The 20,119-nt window shown below is 35.0% G+C and carries 19 protein-coding genes and 1 pseudogene; 6 read left to right on the forward strand and 14 right to left on the reverse strand.

Features of this window, described 5'->3' with window-relative positions; all coding sequences use genetic code 11:
* Positions 1-32: 32 nt before the first annotated feature.
* From JHK62_RS06380 to hisS, 4 genes are read right to left on the reverse strand one after another with little or no spacing between them, the layout of a single operon-like run.
* Entirely contained in the window at positions 33-914 is an 882-nt protein-coding gene (locus JHK62_RS06380; RefSeq protein ID WP_199575940.1) for a YitT family protein, read from the reverse strand.
* A gap of 24 nt (positions 915-938) precedes the next feature.
* The gene (locus tag JHK62_RS06385) at positions 939-1,883 is read right to left on the reverse strand and encodes a YitT family protein (RefSeq protein WP_199575941.1); all 945 of its coding nucleotides are present in this window, start codon (positions 1,881-1,883) and stop codon (positions 939-941) included.
* Positions 1,876-3,624, reverse strand: coding sequence for an aspartate--tRNA ligase (aspS, locus tag JHK62_RS06390; protein ID WP_199575942.1), 1,749 nt, complete (start codon positions 3,622-3,624; stop codon positions 1,876-1,878). The genes JHK62_RS06385 and aspS overlap by 8 nt, the downstream gene beginning before the upstream one ends.
* Positions 3,625-3,635: 11 nt before the next feature.
* Positions 3,636-4,922, reverse strand: a complete 1,287-nt coding sequence (gene hisS, locus JHK62_RS06395; protein WP_199575943.1) for a histidine--tRNA ligase — start codon at positions 4,920-4,922, stop codon at positions 3,636-3,638.
* A 186-nt stretch (positions 4,923-5,108) separates the two neighbouring features.
* On the opposite strand from hisS, the gene rpmF reads away from it, so the two are divergent.
* From rpmF to JHK62_RS06415, 4 genes are all read left to right on the forward strand, one after another.
* Positions 5,109-5,291: a 50S ribosomal protein L32 gene (gene rpmF / locus JHK62_RS06400; protein ID WP_018370480.1), complete on the forward strand. Its 183-nt coding sequence runs from the start codon at positions 5,109-5,111 to the stop codon at positions 5,289-5,291.
* Between the two features lie 15 nt (positions 5,292-5,306).
* A complete protein-coding gene (rpmG, locus tag JHK62_RS06405) occupies positions 5,307-5,456 on the forward strand; it encodes a 50S ribosomal protein L33 (RefSeq protein ID WP_018370479.1) in 150 nt (49 codons plus the stop codon).
* 486 nt (positions 5,457-5,942) lie between these two features.
* On the forward strand, positions 5,943-8,396 hold the full coding sequence (locus JHK62_RS06410; RefSeq protein ID WP_199575944.1) for an SEC10/PgrA surface exclusion domain-containing protein: 2,454 nt from the start codon (positions 5,943-5,945) through the stop codon (positions 8,394-8,396).
* A 78-nt stretch (positions 8,397-8,474) separates the two neighbouring features.
* The gene (locus JHK62_RS06415) at positions 8,475-9,239 is read left to right on the forward strand and encodes a class I SAM-dependent methyltransferase (protein WP_199575945.1); all 765 of its coding nucleotides are present in this window, start codon (positions 8,475-8,477) and stop codon (positions 9,237-9,239) included.
* Positions 9,240-9,297: 58 nt separating this feature from the next.
* Here JHK62_RS06415 and JHK62_RS06420 read toward each other — a convergent pair whose 3' ends face one another.
* Entirely contained in the window at positions 9,298-10,164 is an 867-nt protein-coding gene (locus JHK62_RS06420) for a metallophosphoesterase family protein (protein ID WP_199575946.1), read from the reverse strand.
* Between the two features lie 247 nt (positions 10,165-10,411).
* On the opposite strand from JHK62_RS06420, the gene JHK62_RS06425 reads away from it, so the two are divergent.
* Entirely contained in the window at positions 10,412-10,972 is a 561-nt protein-coding gene (locus JHK62_RS06425) for a GNAT family N-acetyltransferase (protein WP_199575947.1), read from the forward strand.
* A 68-nt stretch (positions 10,973-11,040) separates the two neighbouring features.
* On the opposite strand, the gene JHK62_RS06430 is transcribed toward JHK62_RS06425, so the two are convergent.
* The 4 genes from JHK62_RS06430 to JHK62_RS06445 all read right to left on the reverse strand — a co-directional run bounded on the left by JHK62_RS06430 (position 11,041) and on the right by JHK62_RS06445 (position 14,475).
* The gene (locus JHK62_RS06430) at positions 11,041-11,253 is read right to left on the reverse strand and encodes a helix-turn-helix transcriptional regulator (protein WP_199568020.1); all 213 of its coding nucleotides are present in this window, start codon (positions 11,251-11,253) and stop codon (positions 11,041-11,043) included.
* 2 nt (positions 11,254-11,255) lie between these two features.
* A complete protein-coding gene (locus JHK62_RS06435; RefSeq protein ID WP_199575948.1) occupies positions 11,256-11,840 on the reverse strand; it encodes a hypothetical protein in 585 nt (194 codons plus the stop codon).
* Between the two features lie 144 nt (positions 11,841-11,984).
* Complete coding sequence (locus JHK62_RS06440; RefSeq protein WP_199575949.1) at positions 11,985-12,851, reverse strand: GNAT family N-acetyltransferase; 867 nt, start codon at positions 12,849-12,851, stop codon at positions 11,985-11,987.
* A gap of 136 nt (positions 12,852-12,987) precedes the next feature.
* On the reverse strand, positions 12,988-14,475 hold the full coding sequence (locus tag JHK62_RS06445) for a flavocytochrome c (protein ID WP_199575950.1): 1,488 nt from the start codon (positions 14,473-14,475) through the stop codon (positions 12,988-12,990).
* Positions 14,476-14,738: 263 nt separating this feature from the next.
* On the opposite strand from JHK62_RS06445, the gene JHK62_RS06450 reads away from it, so the two are divergent.
* Positions 14,739-14,939 (forward strand): hypothetical protein, encoded by a 201-nt coding sequence (locus JHK62_RS06450; protein ID WP_199575951.1) that lies wholly within the window; start codon positions 14,739-14,741, stop codon positions 14,937-14,939.
* A gap of 99 nt (positions 14,940-15,038) precedes the next feature.
* Here the strand turns inward: JHK62_RS06450 and rpsD are convergent, their stop codons facing one another.
* From rpsD to JHK62_RS06475, 5 genes and pseudogenes are all read right to left on the reverse strand, one after another.
* The gene (gene rpsD, locus JHK62_RS06455) at positions 15,039-15,650 is read right to left on the reverse strand and encodes a 30S ribosomal protein S4 (protein ID WP_199575952.1); all 612 of its coding nucleotides are present in this window, start codon (positions 15,648-15,650) and stop codon (positions 15,039-15,041) included.
* Between the two features lie 286 nt (positions 15,651-15,936).
* Positions 15,937-16,212: pseudogene (locus JHK62_RS06460) on the reverse strand (Veg family protein); the annotation flags it as partial.
* A gap of 11 nt (positions 16,213-16,223) precedes the next feature.
* A complete protein-coding gene (dnaB, locus tag JHK62_RS06465) occupies positions 16,224-17,588 on the reverse strand; it encodes a replicative DNA helicase (RefSeq protein WP_199575954.1) in 1,365 nt (454 codons plus the stop codon).
* Between the two features lie 40 nt (positions 17,589-17,628).
* Positions 17,629-18,081 (reverse strand): 50S ribosomal protein L9, encoded by a 453-nt coding sequence (gene rplI, locus JHK62_RS06470; RefSeq protein ID WP_199575955.1) that lies wholly within the window; start codon positions 18,079-18,081, stop codon positions 17,629-17,631.
* A 1-nt stretch (position 18,082) separates the two neighbouring features.
* Entirely contained in the window at positions 18,083-20,056 is a 1,974-nt protein-coding gene (locus JHK62_RS06475; RefSeq protein WP_199575956.1) for a GGDEF domain-containing protein, read from the reverse strand.
* Positions 20,057-20,119: the final 63 nt, after the last annotated feature.

Here is a 20,119-nt window from a genome sequence, read left to right on the forward strand (position 1 = left end):
AAGAAAAACTTCAGTCAAATGACTGAAGTTTTTTATTTCTTAGGTAATTTTAACATCGGCCTACGATTAACAATAAAGTCTGGACTGACGACCTCCTCAATATTCATGATTGAAATAAATGCTCGAGGATCTATTTCTTCCATCACTTTTTTGACATCCCGTATTTCTGTAGGCGACATGGCAACATAAATAACCTTTTTCTCATGGCCAGAATAAGCTCCTTCACCTTGAAGGTAAGTAACTCCTCTACCAATCTCTTCAATGATAAATTTAGCAATTTCGGTGGATTTATCAGAAATGATAAACATCCCACGAACAGAATACCCACCATTTTCAACCAGATGGACCACCTGACTAAACATGAAGCTGGCAATAAGAGCATACATCATTCGAGGAACAGAAACATAGGTTAATGATAATAACATGACAAAGATATCAAATCCTAGGAGAGCTTGGCTAAGTTGAATACCAAACTTATCTTCAATAATCCTTGCAATAATATCTGAACCACCTGTTGTACCACCGTAACGAAAAACAATTCCACTTCCAAGACCTGCACCAATCCCTGCAATTAAGGAGATCACAAGGTAATCGTGTTGTAAATCAAGATTAAGGGGTATTTTTTGAAAGATATAAACAAACAAATACATGGTACTAATCCCGTAAACCGTGTAAGCCATCGCTCTTTTACCAAAAATATAAGCTCCCCATAAAACCAAAGGTAAATTCAAAAGATAACCTGAGTAAGAAGGGTTAATATTAAATAAATGGTGAAAAACTAAGGTTAAACCAGCTAAGCCCCCTTCAGCGATTTTATTTTGCATGTTTAAATTAACAAAACCAAAGGCATAAATAGCTGTTCCAAGGGTGATAAAGAAAAAATTTTTGGGATGAAAAACATATTTTTGTTTCATTTATTCTCCTATACTATGATAAAATTATCGCTCATCTTCTGTAAAGCGACCGATGATATGAACATTTTCTGAGACCGACACAAAAGCCGTTGGGTCGGTTTTTCGCATGATTGTTTTAAATTCATTATATTCTGCTCGAGAAATAATCGTAATGAGCACAGATTTTTTTTCATGTTTATAAGTGCCTTCTGCTTCATTAATCAAAGTCACTCCTCGATGAAGTTTATTATGAATCATTCGAACCACTTTATCAGGTTTACTTGTAATAATCATGGCTTGCATTTTGCGTTGTTTAGTATAAACAGCATCTGTTACTCGACTAGAAACAAAGATGGTAATCATTGAATAAAGAGCATACTGCCAGCCAAAAAGAAGACCTGCAAAGAGCATAATGAAGCCATTTACAATCATGGAAATATTGCCAACTTCTCTACCAGTTTTTTTTCTAATAGTGACACTGACAATATCTGTACCCCCACTCGAAATATTGGCTCTAAAACCAAGACCAATACCAACCCCCATAAAAAGACCACCAAAAATAGCGTTAATGAGAGGGTCCGTTGTTAAGGTAATCTGAGGCATAAAATGCACAAAGAGAGAGCTTAAAGTAACTGAGATAAAGGTGAAAACAGTAAATTTTCTACCAATTCGATACCAAGCTAAGATAAGCAGAGGAACATTTAAAAAGTAGTAGAAAAAAGCAATAGATGTTCTCAAACCGGTCGTTCTAAAAATAACGGCCGAAATAATTTGAGAAAGACCTGTGACACCACTCGAATAAACATGGCCAGGTTGGAAAAAGAAATTGACAGCAATACTAAATAGTAAACCAGTTAGCACTGCTGCTGAAATCTTTTCTGCATATTTTTCTCTAGAAATACTTCTTAGTGTATTAAGAAGTCCTACTTTTTTTGCTAAACGATTGATGACAAATCTAATACGTTTGCTTAAGGGTGCTTTTTTAATCATGTTCTTTCACTGTTAAAGATAATTCTTCTAATTGTTTCTTTGAAACAATACTTGGAGCTTGCGTCATTGGATCAATGGCGCGGTTGTTTTTTGGAAAGGCAATGACCTCTCGAATATTTTCTTTTCCTGCTAAAAGCATCACAAAGCGATCAAGCCCAATAGCTAAACCACCATGTGGTGGAAAACCATAATCCATGGCATCTAATAAGAAACCAAATTGTTCATAGGCATCTTCCGTTTTAAAGCCTAAGGCCTTTAACATTCTTTCTTGAATGTCTTTTTCGTTAATCCGTAGACTACCGCCACCAAGTTCATAACCATTTAAAACGATATCATAAGCAACCGCTCTTACTTTACTCAAGTCACCTTCTAGTTCTGAAACAGTTTCTTTTTGCGGTAAGGTAAAGGGATGATGCGCACTGGTATAACGTTCTTCTTCTTTTGACCATTCAAACATTGGCCAATCAACCACCCATAAGAAATTAAACTTAGACTCATCAATAAGCTTGAGTTCCTTAGCAATACGAGTTCTAAGAGATCCTAATGTGTCATTAACAATATCAGGTTCATCGGCAACAAATAAAATTAAATCATTATTGGTTAACTGTAAAGCTTCTGTCAACTCTTCTGCTATTTCTGGTAAGAATTTTGCAATAGGTCCTGTCAAGTTATTGTCAACATACTTCAACCAAGCCAGTCCCTTAGCTCCATATTGCTTAGCAACTTCTGTCAACTTGTCAATGTCTTTACGAGAATAATTATCAGCAGCATCCTTTACAACAATTGCCTTAACACTTGGTGCTGCAGAAAACACTTTGAAGTCTGTTTTTCTAACAAGTTCTGAGACATCTTGGAGAAGCATGTCAAACCTTGTGTCTGGTTTATCACTACCATATAAATTCATGGCATCATCATAAGACATTCTTGGTAGAGGTAAAGGAAGCTCAATTCCTTTGACTTCTTTCATTACCCTAGCGATTAAACCTTCCACAATGGTTTGAATCTCTACATCTGATAAAAACGAGGTCTCAAGGTCCACTTGTGTAAACTCAGGTTGACGGTCTCCTCTTAAATCTTCATCACGGAAACACTTAACAATCTGGTAGTATCGATCAAAACCAGAAGCCATCAATAACTGCTTGGTGATTTGAGGGCTTTGAGGTAGTGCATAGAAATGACCTTCACTAATACGGCTAGGAACGAGGTAATCACGCGCACCTTCTGGTGTTGATTTAGCAAGCATTGGTGTTTCAACATCGATAAATTCAAGCTCATCTAGGTAATTTCTCATAACGTGAGTAACTTTGGCACGTAGCTTGAAATTTTCCAACATGCTAGGGCGACGTAAGTCAAGGTAACGATAACGCAGACGAATATCATCATTCACTTCAATGTGATCTCTGATTTCAAACGGTGTTGTCTTGGCAGTGTTTAAGACGGTTAGGCTGGTGATATGAACCTCAATCTTACCTGTAGCTAGTTTAGGATTTTCTTGGTCTCTTTTTTCAACTTTACCTACGACTTCAATAACATATTCATTTCTTAACCCATCAGCAATTGACATGACTTCTTGACTGGCTACCTCTGGATTAATCACCAATTGGACAATTCCTTCACGGTCTCTAAGATCAATAAAGATGAGTCCACCTAAGTCTCTACGTCTATCTACCCATCCTTTTAGGACGACTTCACTTCCTGCATGTTCTAGTCGAACACGTCCTGCATACATTGATCGTTTCATAATTTTCTCCATTATTTTCTTTGTGTTAATTCTTTGTAAATACTTGCAAAATCTTCTTGTAAGTTGTTTAGAGTCACTTCTTTTTCTTGTCTGGTTTGATTGTTTTTCACAACGACTCTATTTGACTCAAGTTCTGACTCACCTAAGGTGATAACTATTTTAGCACAAAAAGCATCAGCGGACTTAAATTGTGCCTTTAGTTTTCTATCAAGGTAATCTCTGTCTACTGAAAACCCTTGTTTGCGAAGTGATTGGACAAGAGTCAGTGCTGTTTCGTTAACAGCTTCACCTAAAACAACAAGATAAACATCAAGATTATTTGTGATTGGAAGGGCAACACCTTGTTTTTCTAAAATCATCAGTAATCTTTCAACCCCAAGAGCAAAGCCAAAACCAGGCGTTTCAGGTCCGTCGAAGTACTCAACCAATCCATCATAACGACCACCCGCACAGATAGTCAATTCTGTCTTATCAATAGTTGTGATAAATTCAAAAATCGTATGATTATAATAATCTAACCCGCGCACCATATTAGTGTCAATCACAAAAGGAATATTGAGCGTCTTTAGTAGCTGACAAACGGTATCAAAGTGTTGTTGACTCTCTTCATCGAGGTAATCAAGAATAGAAGGGGCACCTTCTACAACCTGCTTGTCTTCTTTTTCCTTGGAATCCAACACTCGAAGAGGGTTTTCTTCTAATCGACGTTGACTATCTTTTGAAAGCTTATCTCGCAAAGGAGTAAGATAATCAATCAAGGCCTGACGATAGTTTTTTCGACTATCAGGATTTCCCAAGCTATTTAAATGAAGAGTAACATCAGAAATCCCTAAATTCTCAAACAATTGATAAGCCATGGCGATGGTTTCAACATCAGTAGCAGGATTTTTTGAGCCAAATGCTTCAACACCGATTTGGTGAAATTCGCGAAGACGTCCTGCTTGAGGACGTTCATAACGAAACATCGAGCCCATATAGTATAATTTAACCGGCTTTTGTACCTCTGGGGCAAATAATTTATTTTCTACATAAGAACGTACCACAGGAGCTGTTCCTTCTGGTCGTAAAGTGATATGGCGATTCCCCTTATCGTAAAAATCATACATTTCTTTAGTGACGATATCTGTCGTGTCACCAACCGAACGACTGATAACCTCGTAGTGTTCAAACAAAGGCGTTCTAATTTCTTCGTAACGATAATTTTGAAATGTTTCACGTGACACCTTTTCAAGATATTGCCATTTTGCTGAGTCTTTTGGCAAGATATCTTGTGTGCCTTTTGGTTTTTGTAATTTCATAAGAGTCCTCTTCCATGAAGTATTCCTATCTATTTTAACATAAAAAGAAAGGTTTTTTCGGGATATTGATACCTATTTTTAAAAAAAGTTGAAAAAAACTGTCAAGTAACTTTACTTTACAAAAAAGGTATGCTATTATAGTGAAGTTGATATAAAATCAAATATAAGTATTAAAAGGAGATAAACATGGCAGTACCAGCACGTCGCACCTCAAAAGCGAAAAAGAATAAACGTCGTACACACTATAAATTAGCAGCTCCAACTGTTAAATTTGATGAAACAACTGGAGATTACTCACGTTCTCACCGCGTATCACTTAAAGGATACTACAAAGGACGTCAAATCGCCAAAGCTGCTTCAGCAGAATAATAGGAGGGAGATCACATGCGCGTAAATATCACACTTGAACATAAAGAATCTGGTGAACGCTTGTACCTTACTTCAAAAAACAAACGTAACACACCAGACCGTATCAAATTGAAAAAATACTCACCAAAATTACGTAAACACGTTATTTTCACTGAGGTTAAATAATTGAATGCAAGAAAAGCCTATGAAATCAATGTTTCATAGGCTTTTTTGTTGTGTTTTTAATGATATAATAGACTTAAACAACTAACAGTTAGGAAACAACCATGACAAAAGAAGAGAAAATGAATCTATAGAAAATCAAATTCTCTAATTATATTTTGTGACAAAAAGAAGTGGTTGGGACTAAAATTGAAACTATATTCCAAAAACAAAATTAATACTTATAAACTAGGAGCTATCAATTAAATTTGACAGCTCTTATCTATATATCACTTATCTTATTCGATATATGGGTTAATATGTTACAAAAAATATCAAATAGAGAAAATTGCTGACATCCTTTAATTAATTTATAATTTTTTAAAAAAATACAAATAAATATCATTTTTTGAAACTTTTTATTTCTGTTTGAAATAAGATAAACATTTACAAAATGAGACAAACATGATAGAATATGGCCATGCTTCAATATTTTTCGGAGGGATTAAAATGAATAAAAAAACAAAATTCACCATAGCGGCGGTTACAATTGCTGCTGCATCTATCGGTCAGACTGTAAATGCGGATACAGATGAAGTTGTAAAAACAATGGAACAACCTGCAATTGCTGATAACACAAAAATGAAAGAAGTCACTAAGAAAGAAGTCGATAGTGCTAAAAATGAATTGGATACTGCTTCTAATAATGTTAACAAACAAGAAACAATAGTTGCTGATTTAGAGACCAAAATAATTGATAAACAAACAAAAATTGAAACATTAAGTAAGCAAGCAAATAATATAGTGTCTGACACACAAGATGCTACACCTGAAAATATTGAAGTAACAAAACAAGAAGTTGAAAAAGCAGAAAAAAATATAAAAAAAGCAAAATATAATATTTTATTAGCTGAAAATGTAGATAACGAAGCAAAAAATATTTATGATGCTCAAAAATTAAACATCAGCAAAGTACAGACTGAACTTGATAATAAGAAAAAATCCGAAAGTGCTCTACAATCTGAACTAGACATTGTAACCGCTGAGTTATCAGAAAAAGAAAACACTCTTCCATCAACTACTAAAGCTGAAGCAGATGTGAAAGATAAAGAAAAAGCTGTTGAAACTGCTAAAGCTGATCTAGAAACAAAAACACAAGATGATCTAAACTTAAAAAATAAAATTGAAGACGCTCAAAACAAGGTAGACACTGCTAAACAGACATTAATTTCATTAGAACACGCATTAAACGATGCATTATCAGATAAAGAAGATGCTGATAATAATGTTTTAACAAAAGAAAGAGAACTAACTGATGTAAAATCAGGAGAAGCTGCTACTGAAACCTATTCTTCCAAAATAAAAATTTCAACTCAGTGGGCTAATACTTTTAAAGAATTGATGAATGCAAAAGGTACAAGACGTCGTGAATTAATGAACCAATTAAAAGATATGACACAAGATGAAATGGCTAATAACACATTTTCAGGCTCAGATATGACAGCTGAGAAATATGATGTTAATGAATTACCAACAGAAATTAAAAATGAACTAGCTTTTTATTTTGCTGACTTATTAGACTCAATAAAGAAACAATTAGGTATTGAAACACCTACCATTGTCAATATTGATTTGATGTCATTTGCCGATAATATCGCCCAAGAATATCGCGAGGACAAATGGAATTTAGGAGAAGGTCATAATAAAGAAGGAATTGGACGTGCTGCCGAAAGACGTGGATTGTTAAATGATGATAATTACTATGAAAATCTATATAGTGAAACTAGTCCTAAAAGCGAATACACCAAAGATGAATTATATCATATGACATTTAAAGCAATGAATTTATTATTCATGGGTGATGCAGATTCATCATATAGTCATGCATTGTCATTAGCTCAGGAAAAAACATTTGGCTTAAGTATCTCATCATATGATACCAACTTCCCAGAGCTCGCTAATATGAAAGTAACCAATTTACACATTGTCGATAATAAATATCCTATGACAATGCCTATTGAGGATTTATATGAGTCATTATACGGATTAACATCCGAATTGAATTTGACAAAACCTGAAAAAGATACTAGTTATCAGGATGCTATTAATAAAGCACAATCAGAATATGATAAAGCTGTTGAATATCAAACACAAGCTCTAATAAAACTTAATTCTGTTCGTTCAGCTTATGATACTGCCAAAACCGAATCAGAAACTACCGAAAAAACATTAAATCAATTATTGTCACAATCTAGTGGTCTTGGTGAAGCGTTAGAAAAACTAGAAAAAGCAAAAGCAACACTAGTTGATGCAAAAGAGTCATTAGCAACAATTGAACAACAAATTGAAGCACATCAAGCCAAAATTGAGTCATTAAAAGCCAAGAAATCAGAATTAGAAACCAATTTAGCTATTGCTAAAGATGAAATATCCAAAACCCAAAATCAACTAAATAATGAAATAACGACATATGACACAGCAAAAGCGACATTATTAGCTTCAGAAACAAAATTAAATGAAGCCAAAGAAATGCTAGAAGAAGCTCTTAAGAATTTGGAAAACAGTAAGGTAAAATACGAACGATTGATTAATGAAAAACAAGCTTATACTCAAAAACTGGCAGAATTGGAGAGTACTAAACTTGAATATGTTGAAACCATTAGTGAATATAATGAAGCCAAAACGGAATTGAACAATTTGAAATCTGTACAAGGTGAAGCTAAAACTAAATATGATCACTTATATGCAATATACCATGTAAAACAATCTCAAAATACGACAGTTAAACAAATCGTTGAAAACAAGTCTGAGGCTACTAAAAAAACTTTTTCGCGTGTCGAAAAAAATAAACAAACTAATAAAATATTACCATCAACCAGCTCAACATCAAACACTTTATTAAGTCTACTAGGATTTATTGGACTGTTTGGAGCTGGGACCCTTAAGCGTAAACAAGAAAAGTAATCTATACTATCTTGTTAATCATTGCCATCAATTGAGAACAAAATAAATTAATGTTACTATCAAAATTAGGAGACAACCATGACAAAAGAAGAATTGTACCAAGAATGGAAAAAAGAAGAGGAAATGGCTCACATTAAGGGCTGGGATTTTTCACATATCAAGGATCGCTATAAAGAGGAAGGTGACTTGCCTTGGGATTTTTATCAAGTGATTAAAAAATATTTAACGGATGACTTGACTCTCTTAGATATGGAAACGGGTGGCGGAGAATTTTTGCTGTCATTAAAACATCCCTATCACAAAACTGCCGCCATTGAAGGCTATCCACCTAATGTTGATTATTGTAAAGAAGTCTTATTACCCTTAGGCATTGCATTTAAAGAAGCAGATGGTGCAGATTCCTTACCATTTGACAATGAAAGCTTTGATGTGATTACTAATCGTCATGGGGATTATAGACCAACAGAACTAAAAAGATTGTTAAAACGAGGTGGTTATTTTATCACCCAACAAGTTGGTGCTAAAAATGATAGAGAACTTGTTGAATTACTGTTACCAGAACTTAAAGACTTACCTTATTCGAATCATTTTTTAAAATTTAGAGAAAAAGAATTAATAGCAAATGGATTTGATATTCTTGAAAGTGATGAAGTTTATCAACCCATCCGCTTCTTTGACGTTGGCGCATTAGTTTGGTTTGCAAGAATCATCGAATGGGAATTTGTCGGCTTTTCTGTTGATAAGCACCTTGATAACTTGCTAAAAGCACAGAAAATGATTGACAGAGATGGCTTTGTAGAAGGTCGCATTCACCGCTTTTATTTGGTGGCAAAAAAGAAATAGATATAAACAAAACAACCCTAGAAATAACTTTTTCTAGGGTTTTATTATTTCATAGGCTTTATCCATTTTTCTCCTTTAGCTGTGAATGCCTACCACTAAGCCATTTAGCAACTTCTTCTTTGTAATGATAATCATCAATAATCTTTTGTAGATAAGGACGGTCTTTATCCTTGTTGACGCCTGTGTTTAGCAGTTCTTGATACAATTCCAAAAAAGGAAGGTGTTCGGTTGCTGCAGATAACAACTCTTGTTCTTTATTATAGCGCACCTTTCTAAAAAGAATATCTGAATAACCTTGTTCATCAATAGTTAGTATCGCATATTGTGCTCGCAAATCATTTCTCAACTCTTTTCTTGGGTAATAAGGTTGCCCAATACTACCTGGATTAATCACCAGTTGGTGGTGGCTACTATATCTTAATAGTTGTTGATGGATATGTCCAAAAACAGCGATATCAACGTCATTCGTTAAAAATAAGTCATCAAATGCTTTCGTGCTATTGGTTGCCATTAACTCTCTCCCCCAATTTTTTGTTGGCAGATGATGAGAGATAGTAATTTTTAAACCATTAATGGTTTTCTGGACATTGAGTGGCATCTCTCGTATAGCCTTGATACGTTGAGGGGGTAATTTATTTTCCAAATATTGTGCTAATCTTAATAAATAAATTTCGTCAGTGGAATTTAAAGATAATTTTCCGTCAAGAGCTGCCAACAAGCAATCATCCCAGTTCCCTCTAATCTTGACCGTTACTGGCAATTGGTCTAGCAAGGTAAAAATATTTTCACTCCCTGGTCCAGGCATTAAAATGTCTCCCAGTAACCAGTATTCTGTCACATTATTTTTCTTAGCATCCTCAATCACAGCTTTTAAGGCTTCATAATTACCGTGAATATCAGCAAGTAATGCAATGTTAACTATCATCGATTTCCTCCACTCCTATCATTTTCTCAATTATTACTATTTTTAGCAAGTAAAATTAACCACCTAACAATTTCTTCAAATACTTTTAAAAACCGAAGCTTTTGCGATAGCCGTAAAAAATGATACAATAAAACCACAATCAAAAGGAGGATAAGTCTATGATACTAAGCAAACAAAAAACGCCAATTTGTGAGGATGGCGCAAAAAATTAGTCTCACAAAATCTTATATCGGAGTGTGACGAATACATGACCATTGATTTTTACTTGGAGACAAAACGATTAATCATTAGACCTTTACAGGTTTCTGACTATCCCTCTTGGTTTGAAGGATTCTCAAACCGTCTACCGTCCCAGCACGCATTTGATGAGGGACATTTAGATATGTCAATTGCGACAACAGAGTGGTTCAACCAGTTGGTAGAGTACCACCATCAACTATGGCAAAACGACGATACTTACATTCTCGCCATTTTTGATAAGAATAATCATCATTTAGGAATGATTAATATTGCTACTTTGGCGCGTGCCAATTTCAATTGGGGAGAACTAGGCTATGCTGTGCATAATCACCTTTGGCGTCAAGGCACTGCTCATGAAGCCCTTTCTAAGCTACTACCTCATCTTGAAGACCACTTCAACTTTCATCGAATAGAAGCTCATATTAACCCCACAAATCACCCATCAAAACAATTAATCCAAAAATTGGATTTTCGCTTTGAAGTGACCAGAGAAAAATTCAGTTTTGAAAATGGCAAATGGACTGATAAAGATATCTTCTTTCTCAATTTGCACGATAAAGAACTATAGAGAAACCCCCAAAGGAAAGAAAAATTCCTTTGGAGGTTTTTTCAAATAATAACTCTCTTAACTATTTATCAATCTTTCAACTGAAAAAGATGTTCAATCGTCGTATCAAAAACACGCGCAATTTTTAACGCCATTTCTAAAGAAGGGTTGTAGCGATTATTTTCAAGATGAATAATCGTCTCACGTCTGACACCAACCAGATCAGCCAATTCTTGCTGGGTCATACCAACTGATTCTCTAACGGCTTTTAAATTAGTCCTAATCTGACTTTCTTTCGCCATTTTTATCCCCACTTTTCAAAGAAGAAAAAAATAGCAGCAAATAGTAGCACTAGTAAACCAACAAGTACAAAAAGATAGCCAGAAAAAACAGTGATAGAGCCTGTTAAAGCAAGAACCATAGCTAGAGTAAATAGAACAATTAGACTAATCACAAACATGATAGTTGCGGTTTTGGCTAAATTGCTGATAAAACGCTCATCTGGTTTCTCTTTGGTCTTTTTAAAAACAAAATAGAGTAAAAAAACAAGCTGTACCAGAAGTCCTAATCCTAAAAAGATTTCTTTAACATAATGTGTACCGATACTTGGTGTTGAGGCCCAAACACCAATAGTGTAGATGATGGTTGACAGTATCACCAAAATAGAATGTAATTTTTCAGCAATGCCAAATGTTCTTTTTCGACCAACATCATTTGACGTCATCATGAGAATCGTTGCGATGGAAACCCCTTCGCCGATACTTATTATCCCAACAATCAACCACTTCGCAAGCCAACTTAACGCATTTTGACCAAAAAAGATTTGGTAATCAATCACTAAAAAAATAATGAGCATGATTAAAATAAGAGCGGTTTTAAAATTTTTCATATTGCTTCTTTCTACCTTGTCACCAATACTTGGGTTTGATGTTATAAATATATCACATAGATAGAGTTAAAACAAGTTTTTTTCTGTTAGATAAGCGTATAAAAGAGCTCACTTGATGAGCTCTTTTAGAGTTGTAATATTTAATTAGTCTTGTTTCTCTGTCAAATAAACAACTTGGGTTTGATAGGTAAACCCGAGTTTTTCATAGAGTCTTCTTGCACCAACATTGTCATCATCTACGGCAATTTGAAAGGATTTTGCACCTTTTTGAATCAAGTCGTTGATCATCATCATAACCAAGTAAGAACCAATACCTTTTCCTCGATAGGCCTCTAAGACAGCTAAACCATAAAGATAATAATCTTTGTTACTGATATTCACCGTGCAAGAGGCAAGAACCTTGTTCTCTTCTGAAAGGATATAGAGTAAACTATCATCATCACCAATTGCTTCTGTGACATACTGATAGTGGATCTCTCTAGTCTCATCATCAAAAGCAGACATTTTAACAGCAACAATCGCATCAACATCACTAAACGCTGCTTGTTTAACTTGCCATTCTTCTTTTGGCGTTACGTCAAAAGGTTCACTGTTACGTCCAAGCAAAATTTCTGTATCTTCCAGTCGGTGTAACTGTAAATTGGTGAGAAAATCAGGATTTGAAGTCAAAAATTTGGCTTCTGTGATAAAGAGTGGTGGTTCTAACTGATAATTTTTTGTTTCTCTGTTAAAACTATCATATAAAGCTGTCGCGTAGCCTTGTCTTCTATAATCTGGCTCCACCAAAAGACTGAGTTCTGCCTCTTTACTATCTGCATAAACACCAAGAAAAGCAACTAATTTTTCTTGTTCATATCCTAAAAAGAAGCTAGGTAATTGGCTGTCAAAATTTAACATGTTTGACAAGTAGGGTTCCTTAAAAGTCTTGTCATAAGCTTGGCATTTTTTTATCAGGCTATTAATAGCCTTTATTTCTTGGTCGTTTAAGACGGTTCTAATCACTTGTTTCATTTGTTTTTTCCTTATATTAGCTAGAAATGACTTCATTTAATTGTTATCAAAATATCCTTAAAAGAATTATCCTAGCTATTATAACATATTCTAAAGTAACAAAGAGTTCTTAGTTTTCTAAGAACTCTTTTTAATACTATTTCACAAATTTTGCTGACTGTTCACCTGCTTGGCGACCAAAGATAATGATATCTGCAACCGCATTACCTCCGATGCGGTTTTGACCGTGGATTCCACCAGTAACTTCACCAGCAGCATAAAGACCTGGAATGGCTTTTCCATCTTTGTTTAGAACTTGAGCCTCAGTGTTGATTTTTAGACCACCCATTGTGTGATGGATACCTGGTGCAATTTTAATCGCATAAAATGGTCCAGTGCTTAAGTCGTTTTCCATTCCTGTTGTTCGACCAAAATCAGTGTCTGAAGCATCTGCTACCGCTTGATTCCATTTTTCTAAGGTATTTTTCAATGTTTCTGACTCTGTTACAATTTCTTTGGCTAATCCTTCTATGCTATCTGATTTAGCCACTAAGCCCTTTTCATCATACTTATCAATAGCAGGAACACGTCCTTTAAGAGCATCATCAAAGATGACAAACGCATGGTTTGGCTCTAATTGATTAATGGCTGCAGACACCTTGTCTCTTGTTTCTAACTCATTGACGAAACGATTTCCTTTGCTATCAACCAAGATTGCCCCTTCACCACGAACAGCTTCTGTTATCAGGTAAGATGATTCTTGTTCAACTGTTGGGTGAATTTGAATTTGATCCATATCAACCGTTTGAGCACCCTCATCTTCAGCAAGGGCAATTCCATCTCCTGTTGAGCCTTTTTGGTTGGTTGTCACATAGCCTTTTAATTCTGGTTTAAACTTCGTCACCATGTCCATATTAGCACCAAAACCACCTGTTGCTAGTACGACAGCTTTAGAAGAAATAGTCGTTTCTTTACCATTAATTTTGACAGTAACACCTGCCACTTGACCATCTTTTTCGATAATATCTGTTACTTCTGCGTTGACAAAGACAGGAATGTCACGTTCCATAATATTATCATATAATCCATCAACCAAATAGCCACCAACAGCTGAGCCATCTGAAGGGCGATGAGTACGAGTAACACTCATTCCCCCTGTTGTTGTGATATTGTCAAGCGTGATGCCCATACTGTCAAGCCAGTCAATCGCTGATGCTGAATTGTCAACTAAATAGTGGAGAAGCGCTTCATCATTGGTTCCCTTACCACCTTTAAGTGTTTCTTCAAAGAATTTCTCATTAGAATCTTCAATGCCTTGTTCTTTTTGGAATTTGGTTTCTGAAGCATTCATACCAGCAGATGATTTAGAAGTATTACCGCCAATATATGGCATCTTTTCTAAAATAACCACGTTGGCACCAGCATCTTTTGCCGCAATGGCTGCAGACATTCCTGCCCCACCAGAACCAATAATAATGACATCATAGTTTTTTTCTAGCTTGGAAGGGTCTGTGTACGTTTTTTCAGTTGCACTAGAAACAACTTCTTCTGTGGTTGTTTCTTTAGGTTCACTCGTTTTCCCACATGCCACCAACAAGAATAAGACTAATAAAGCAGCTAAAGAAGCTAAAATTTTCTTTTTCATTAGAGTCTCCTTTTATGTTTAATTTTAATCACGAACATTGTACATTATTTCACAATAAAAATCAAGAAACTTGAGGTATTATTTTGCTTATATTTTATTTGTTATCTTTACAGGATTGTCAACCTTTTGACAAGCACATAATTTGGCTATCTCAGACTACAAAGCAATCCTGATGTATCAATGATATCTATCAGAAAAAATGAAATTATGATAGAATAATACTATTAAGGTAAATAGAAACTAACAGATGATAAGGAGCAGTTATGACAAAAGAAGAAGTCGTTAAACGTTTAAGAGAAGAATTAGGTTTACCTCGTTTCAATGCTTTTTTTGAAGATAAGGATTATTCTGAAGCAGACTATCAAGAGCTGAAAAAAGACTTAGAGGATTACTACCGCGACTATGTGGATAATATCGAAGCAGACTTTCAGGGTGGCTTAAAAACAAATGATGGTAGAAAATAGAAAAAAGTGTTAGTCAATGACTAACACTTTTAAAATAAATAGAGTCATAAAACTCTACAATGAAAAAGACCTACTAAATAGTAGGTCTTTAATAATATATTACAATTGTTTGTTGTAGTATTCAACGATAAGTGCTTCGTTAATTTCTGGATTGATTTCGTCGCGTTCTGGAAGGCGAGTGAATGAGCCTTCTAGTTTTTCTGCATCAAATGATACAAATGCTGGACGTCCAAGAGTTGCTTCAACAGCTTCAAGAATAGCTGGTACTTTTTGTGATTTTTCACGTACTGAAATCACTTGACCTACTTCTACGCTGTAGCTTGGAATATCAACACGTTTGCCATCAACAAGGATGTGTCCATGGTTAACAAATTGACGGGCTTGACGACGAGTTGTTGCTAAACCAAGACGGTAAACAACATTGTCTAAACGACGTTCTAAAAGAAGCATAAAGTTGAAACCTGATGTTCCGTCAGCAATTTTTGTTGCTTTCACAAAGAGTGTACGGAATTGTCTTTCACCCAAGCCATAAGTAAAACGAAGTTTTTGCTTTTCAGCTAATTGCAAACCATATTCAGATAATTTGCTACGGTTGTTTGGTCCATGTTGACCTGGTACATAGTTACGACGAGCAAGCTCTTTACCTGTACCTGTAAGTGATAATCCTAAACGACGTGCTTGTTTCCAAGATGGTCCTGTATAACGTGACATATAAATGTCCTCCTCTAATTAAAATATGAGGAAATAGACGCTTGAAAAATCCTGATTCGTGCAGAGGGTCTTCGCCTAAACAGCAAAGGTTACTTTTTTAGCTAACCACCTGTTGACGAGCTTCATATTTTTCTGCTGCTATTTCACACAAAGGATAGTATAACATAAAAGCCTGGCGTTGTAAACCCCAAGCTAGTAGAAAGTATCTTTATTCTTTCGTTTCTAATGACATCTCGTCCGACATTTGATCACTATTTTCTTCTTCACTGTCAGTAGAATCATCATTATCATCATCAAGGTAACGGATAAGTGTTTTTTCCGTCAGAATATCAGAATAAGTATAGGATTCAACATAGGAATTCTCGAAAGACCCATCATCTTGTGGACGATCATTATACTCAACGATAAACAAGGAAGAGTAAACTTCGATTAAACGCCCTTGTTTATTTTTTTCTCTTTTACGACCATTTTCAAGGGTTAATTCTACCATTTTCCCTTCATGTGCCTTAATCTCTTCTTTGATTTTTTTCATCTTTGCAACATCAGTAAATGCATCACTCATTTAGCCATCCCCTATCTTTCATCAAACTGAGCTATACTAGAAAACTTGTTGTACTCTTTTTGGAACATTAACTTGACAGTCCCACGCGCACCACTACGGTTTTTTTCTAAAATAACTTCAACAGTATTATCTACAAGTGTCTCGTCCTCATCTTCTTTGTTATCGCGATTATAATAATCTTCACGGTATAAGAAAGCTACAATATCAGCATCTTGTTCAATCGAACCTGATTCTCTAATATCAGATAAAACAGGACGCTTGTCTTGACGTTGTTCCACACCACGAGAAAGCTGACTCAAGGCCAAAACTGGTACTCTTAGTTCTTTAGCAAGAATTTTAAGCTGACGAGAAATCTCAGAAACTTCTTGTTGACGGTTTTCTGTCTTTGAACCAGAAATTAGTTGCAAGTAGTCGATAACAATAAGTCCTAAATTATCATCAACTTCTTTAGATAATTTTCTAGAACGCGCACGAATCTCAGATATTTTAATACCCGGTGTGTCATCAATGAATATTGGTGCTTCTGCTAGATTTCCTTGAGCAAGAGTAAGGCTTTGCCATTCTTGATCGGTAAGTTGTCCTGTTCTTAAATTGTGAGAATCAACCATACCTTCAGAAGCAAGCATTCTATCTACTAAACTTTCAGCACCCATTTCCAGTGAGAAAATAGCAACAGCTTTCTTTTGCTTGGTGCCAATATTTTGTGCAATATTAAGTGCAAAAGCTGTTTTTCCGACACCAGGACGAGCTGCTAGAATAATCAGCTGATCGGGGTGAAGCCCTGTTGTAATTTTATCGAGATAGGTAAAGCCAGTAGCAAGTCCTGTTACATCAGACGAGTGTTTTGAGCGACTTTCTAAATTTTCATAATTAATTTTTAAGACATCAGAGATTTTTCGAAAACCATTATGATTATTATGCTCATTAACAGCAATTAAATCTTGTTCTGCCTTTGCAATTAAGTCTTGAGAAGGAAAAGAGCCATCATAAGCTTTATTAACCGTATCTGTTAAACGATTAATAATATTTCTTAAAAGGGATTTTTCCGAAACAATTTTAGCATAGTATTCAGCATTAGCACTCGTTGGAACACTGTTAACAAGTTCAACTAGGTAGGAAATGCCACCGATATTTTGTAAATCTCCTTGGCTATCGAGAATATTTCTAACTGTTGTGGCATCAATAGCATCATTCTTATCACTGAGTGCAATCATCGCTTTAAAAATAATACGATGAGAATATTTGTAAAAATCTTCTGGTTCAATGTATTCCCTAACAACAATTAATTTGTCTGGTGATAAAAATATTGAACCTAGGACAGATTGTTCGGCAACTACATCTTGTGGCTGAATTCTCAATTCTTGAGCATCTGTCAAAACACGGTACCTCCTAGTTTACATTGGTGTCAACTTTTGTTTACAGTTCTTTAACGTGTAATTTTATTTGACCTGTCACTTCTTTGTGAAGTTTTACTGGTACTTCAATCAAACCAATAGCTCTAATCGGATGATCCAATTGAATGTGACGCTTGTCAACTTTTAAACCAAATTGTTTTTCTAACTCTTCAGCAATTTTTTTAGTCGTGATAGAGCCAAATGTTCTACCATCTGGTCCAACATGCTCACCAAAGACAACTAATGTTTCTTCTTTATCTAACTCTTTTTTGAGTTGTTGAGCCGCCTCAAGAATTTCCGCTTGATGTTTTGCTTCCGATTTTTGTTTCCCTTTTAATTCGCTAATAGCTTTTGCTGTCGCTTCTTTTGCTAGATTCTTTTTAATTAAAAAGTTTTGGGCATAGCCTGTTGGAACTTCTTTTATCTCGCCTTTTTTCCCTTTACCTTTAACATCTTCTAAAAATATAACCTTCATTTTAGTACTCCTCTTGACGACTTCTTTCTTTTTGAATTTTTTCAACCAACACTTGATACACTTCTTTAATCGTTTCCCCATCTTTTTGACAAGCAGCAACGTTAAAGTGTCCTCCGCCACCCATTTCTTCCATAATTTTTTGAACGTTTAATTTATTACGACTTCTAGCTGAAATTGCTGTCTGACCTTTAAGGTTTTTAAAGATAACAAAAGTAGCTTCAATACCCGCCATGGCAAGCATTGTGTCAGCAGATTTACTAGCAATCACATTTGAATAACATTTATCTTCATCCCCACAAGAAATGATGATGTCGCGTTTAAAGAGGTCACCTTTTAAAATCAATTCATTGATTTGTCGATACTCTTCAAATTCAGTTGCTGCAATGGTTTGGATTTCAAAACTATCACTTCCTAAAGTAACAAGGTAGCTTGCCACATCGAAGGTTCTACTGGTCACTCTATTTGAAAAGTTTTTTGTATCTTGCATGATACCAGCCATTAACACACTAGCTTGCACTTTATTTAATTGTTTATTTCGAGCATTTTGAAATTGGATGAGTTCTGTGACTAATTCACAAGCACTACTTGCACCACTCTCGATAAATGATAAGACAGCATTTTCAGGGAAGTCTTCATTCCGACGATGATGGTCAACAACAATGACCTCAGAAAACTTATCATATAACTCTTTTGAAAGTGTCAAGTTGGTCTTAGAATGGTCAACCATAATTAAAATGGAATTCTTTGTGACAAGTTTTTCAGCTTGTTCCAACGTAATCAATGGAAGCATGCTATCTTGTTGTAAACTCGCTACAGCTCTTTTGATATCAGGGTTCATGTTTTTATCATCATAGACCGCAAAAGCATCATCAATGATATTACTTGCAAAAAATTGCATCCCAATTGAAGCTCCTAGGGCATCCATATCAAGGTTACGATGACCTACAACAAAAACAGAATCTGCTGCTTTAATCTTATCTGAGATGGCTGTCATCATGGCTCTTGTACGAGTTCTTGTTCTCTTAACAGTTGAAACACTACCCCCACCAAAGTATAGGAATTCTTTGTGTTCACCATTTTCTCTAATAACAACCTGATCGCCTCCTCTAACGAGAGCCATATTCAAGTTTTTTTGTGCAACATTCCCAATATCATAATAATTTTGGTCGCCATAAGAAATACCCATACTAATAGTTAATGATAATTCTCTTTCCTTGGCTGCTTCTCTAAATTTTCCAAGAATATCAAATTGAGACTCAATTAACTTTGATAAGACATTATAATCAGTGAAGAAATAGAAACGATCCATATCAAATCGACGATAAAAAATATGTCTTGATTCTGCAAACTCTGTAATAAAATTAGCAATGAAAGTGTTAACTTGAGATACCTCAGCATCTTGGAGATTATTGGTAATATCGTCATAGTTATCAATTGAGACAATTCCAATGACAGGGCTTGTTGAAGGCATAACATTGTTATGATAGACAGAAGAGACATTATCGAAAAAGTAAAAGACACCTTCGTCTAAATCAACATTAAAGAAATATCTCTTTTCATCAATCATAATGGATTGATCAATTGAGCCATTTTCTTTTTCTTTAATTGTATTTTTGATAATCTTATCATCAAATTTTCCAGATGCATCAGTAAACACTAACTCAGCATAAGGATTATACCAATCAATAGCATGACTAGATTGGTTGAATTTCACAACACCGACAGGCATTTGGTCTAATAAGTTTTTGAGACTGACTTCTGTCTGGTTGTTTAAAAGACCAATTTGCTCTGTTTCAGATAATTCATACGTTGTTTTTTGATAGATAAGAATAGCCACTACAAATGACATGATTAAGAAAAGTGCCAAAAATAGCATCACTTTTGACGTTAGTAAACTAATGGAAATAGCAACTAACACTAGTAAAAGCAAGCCAATAATGACAAAATGAATATTGGTTAATCGAAATCTTTTCATATTATAAACCTCTTAATACATCATTATAGCATAAAAACACTTCAAAATATAGACTTAGTCTAG

The organism is Streptococcus pacificus, from assembly GCF_016481305.1.
Taxonomy (GTDB): Bacteria; Bacillota; Bacilli; order Lactobacillales; family Streptococcaceae; genus Streptococcus; species Streptococcus pacificus.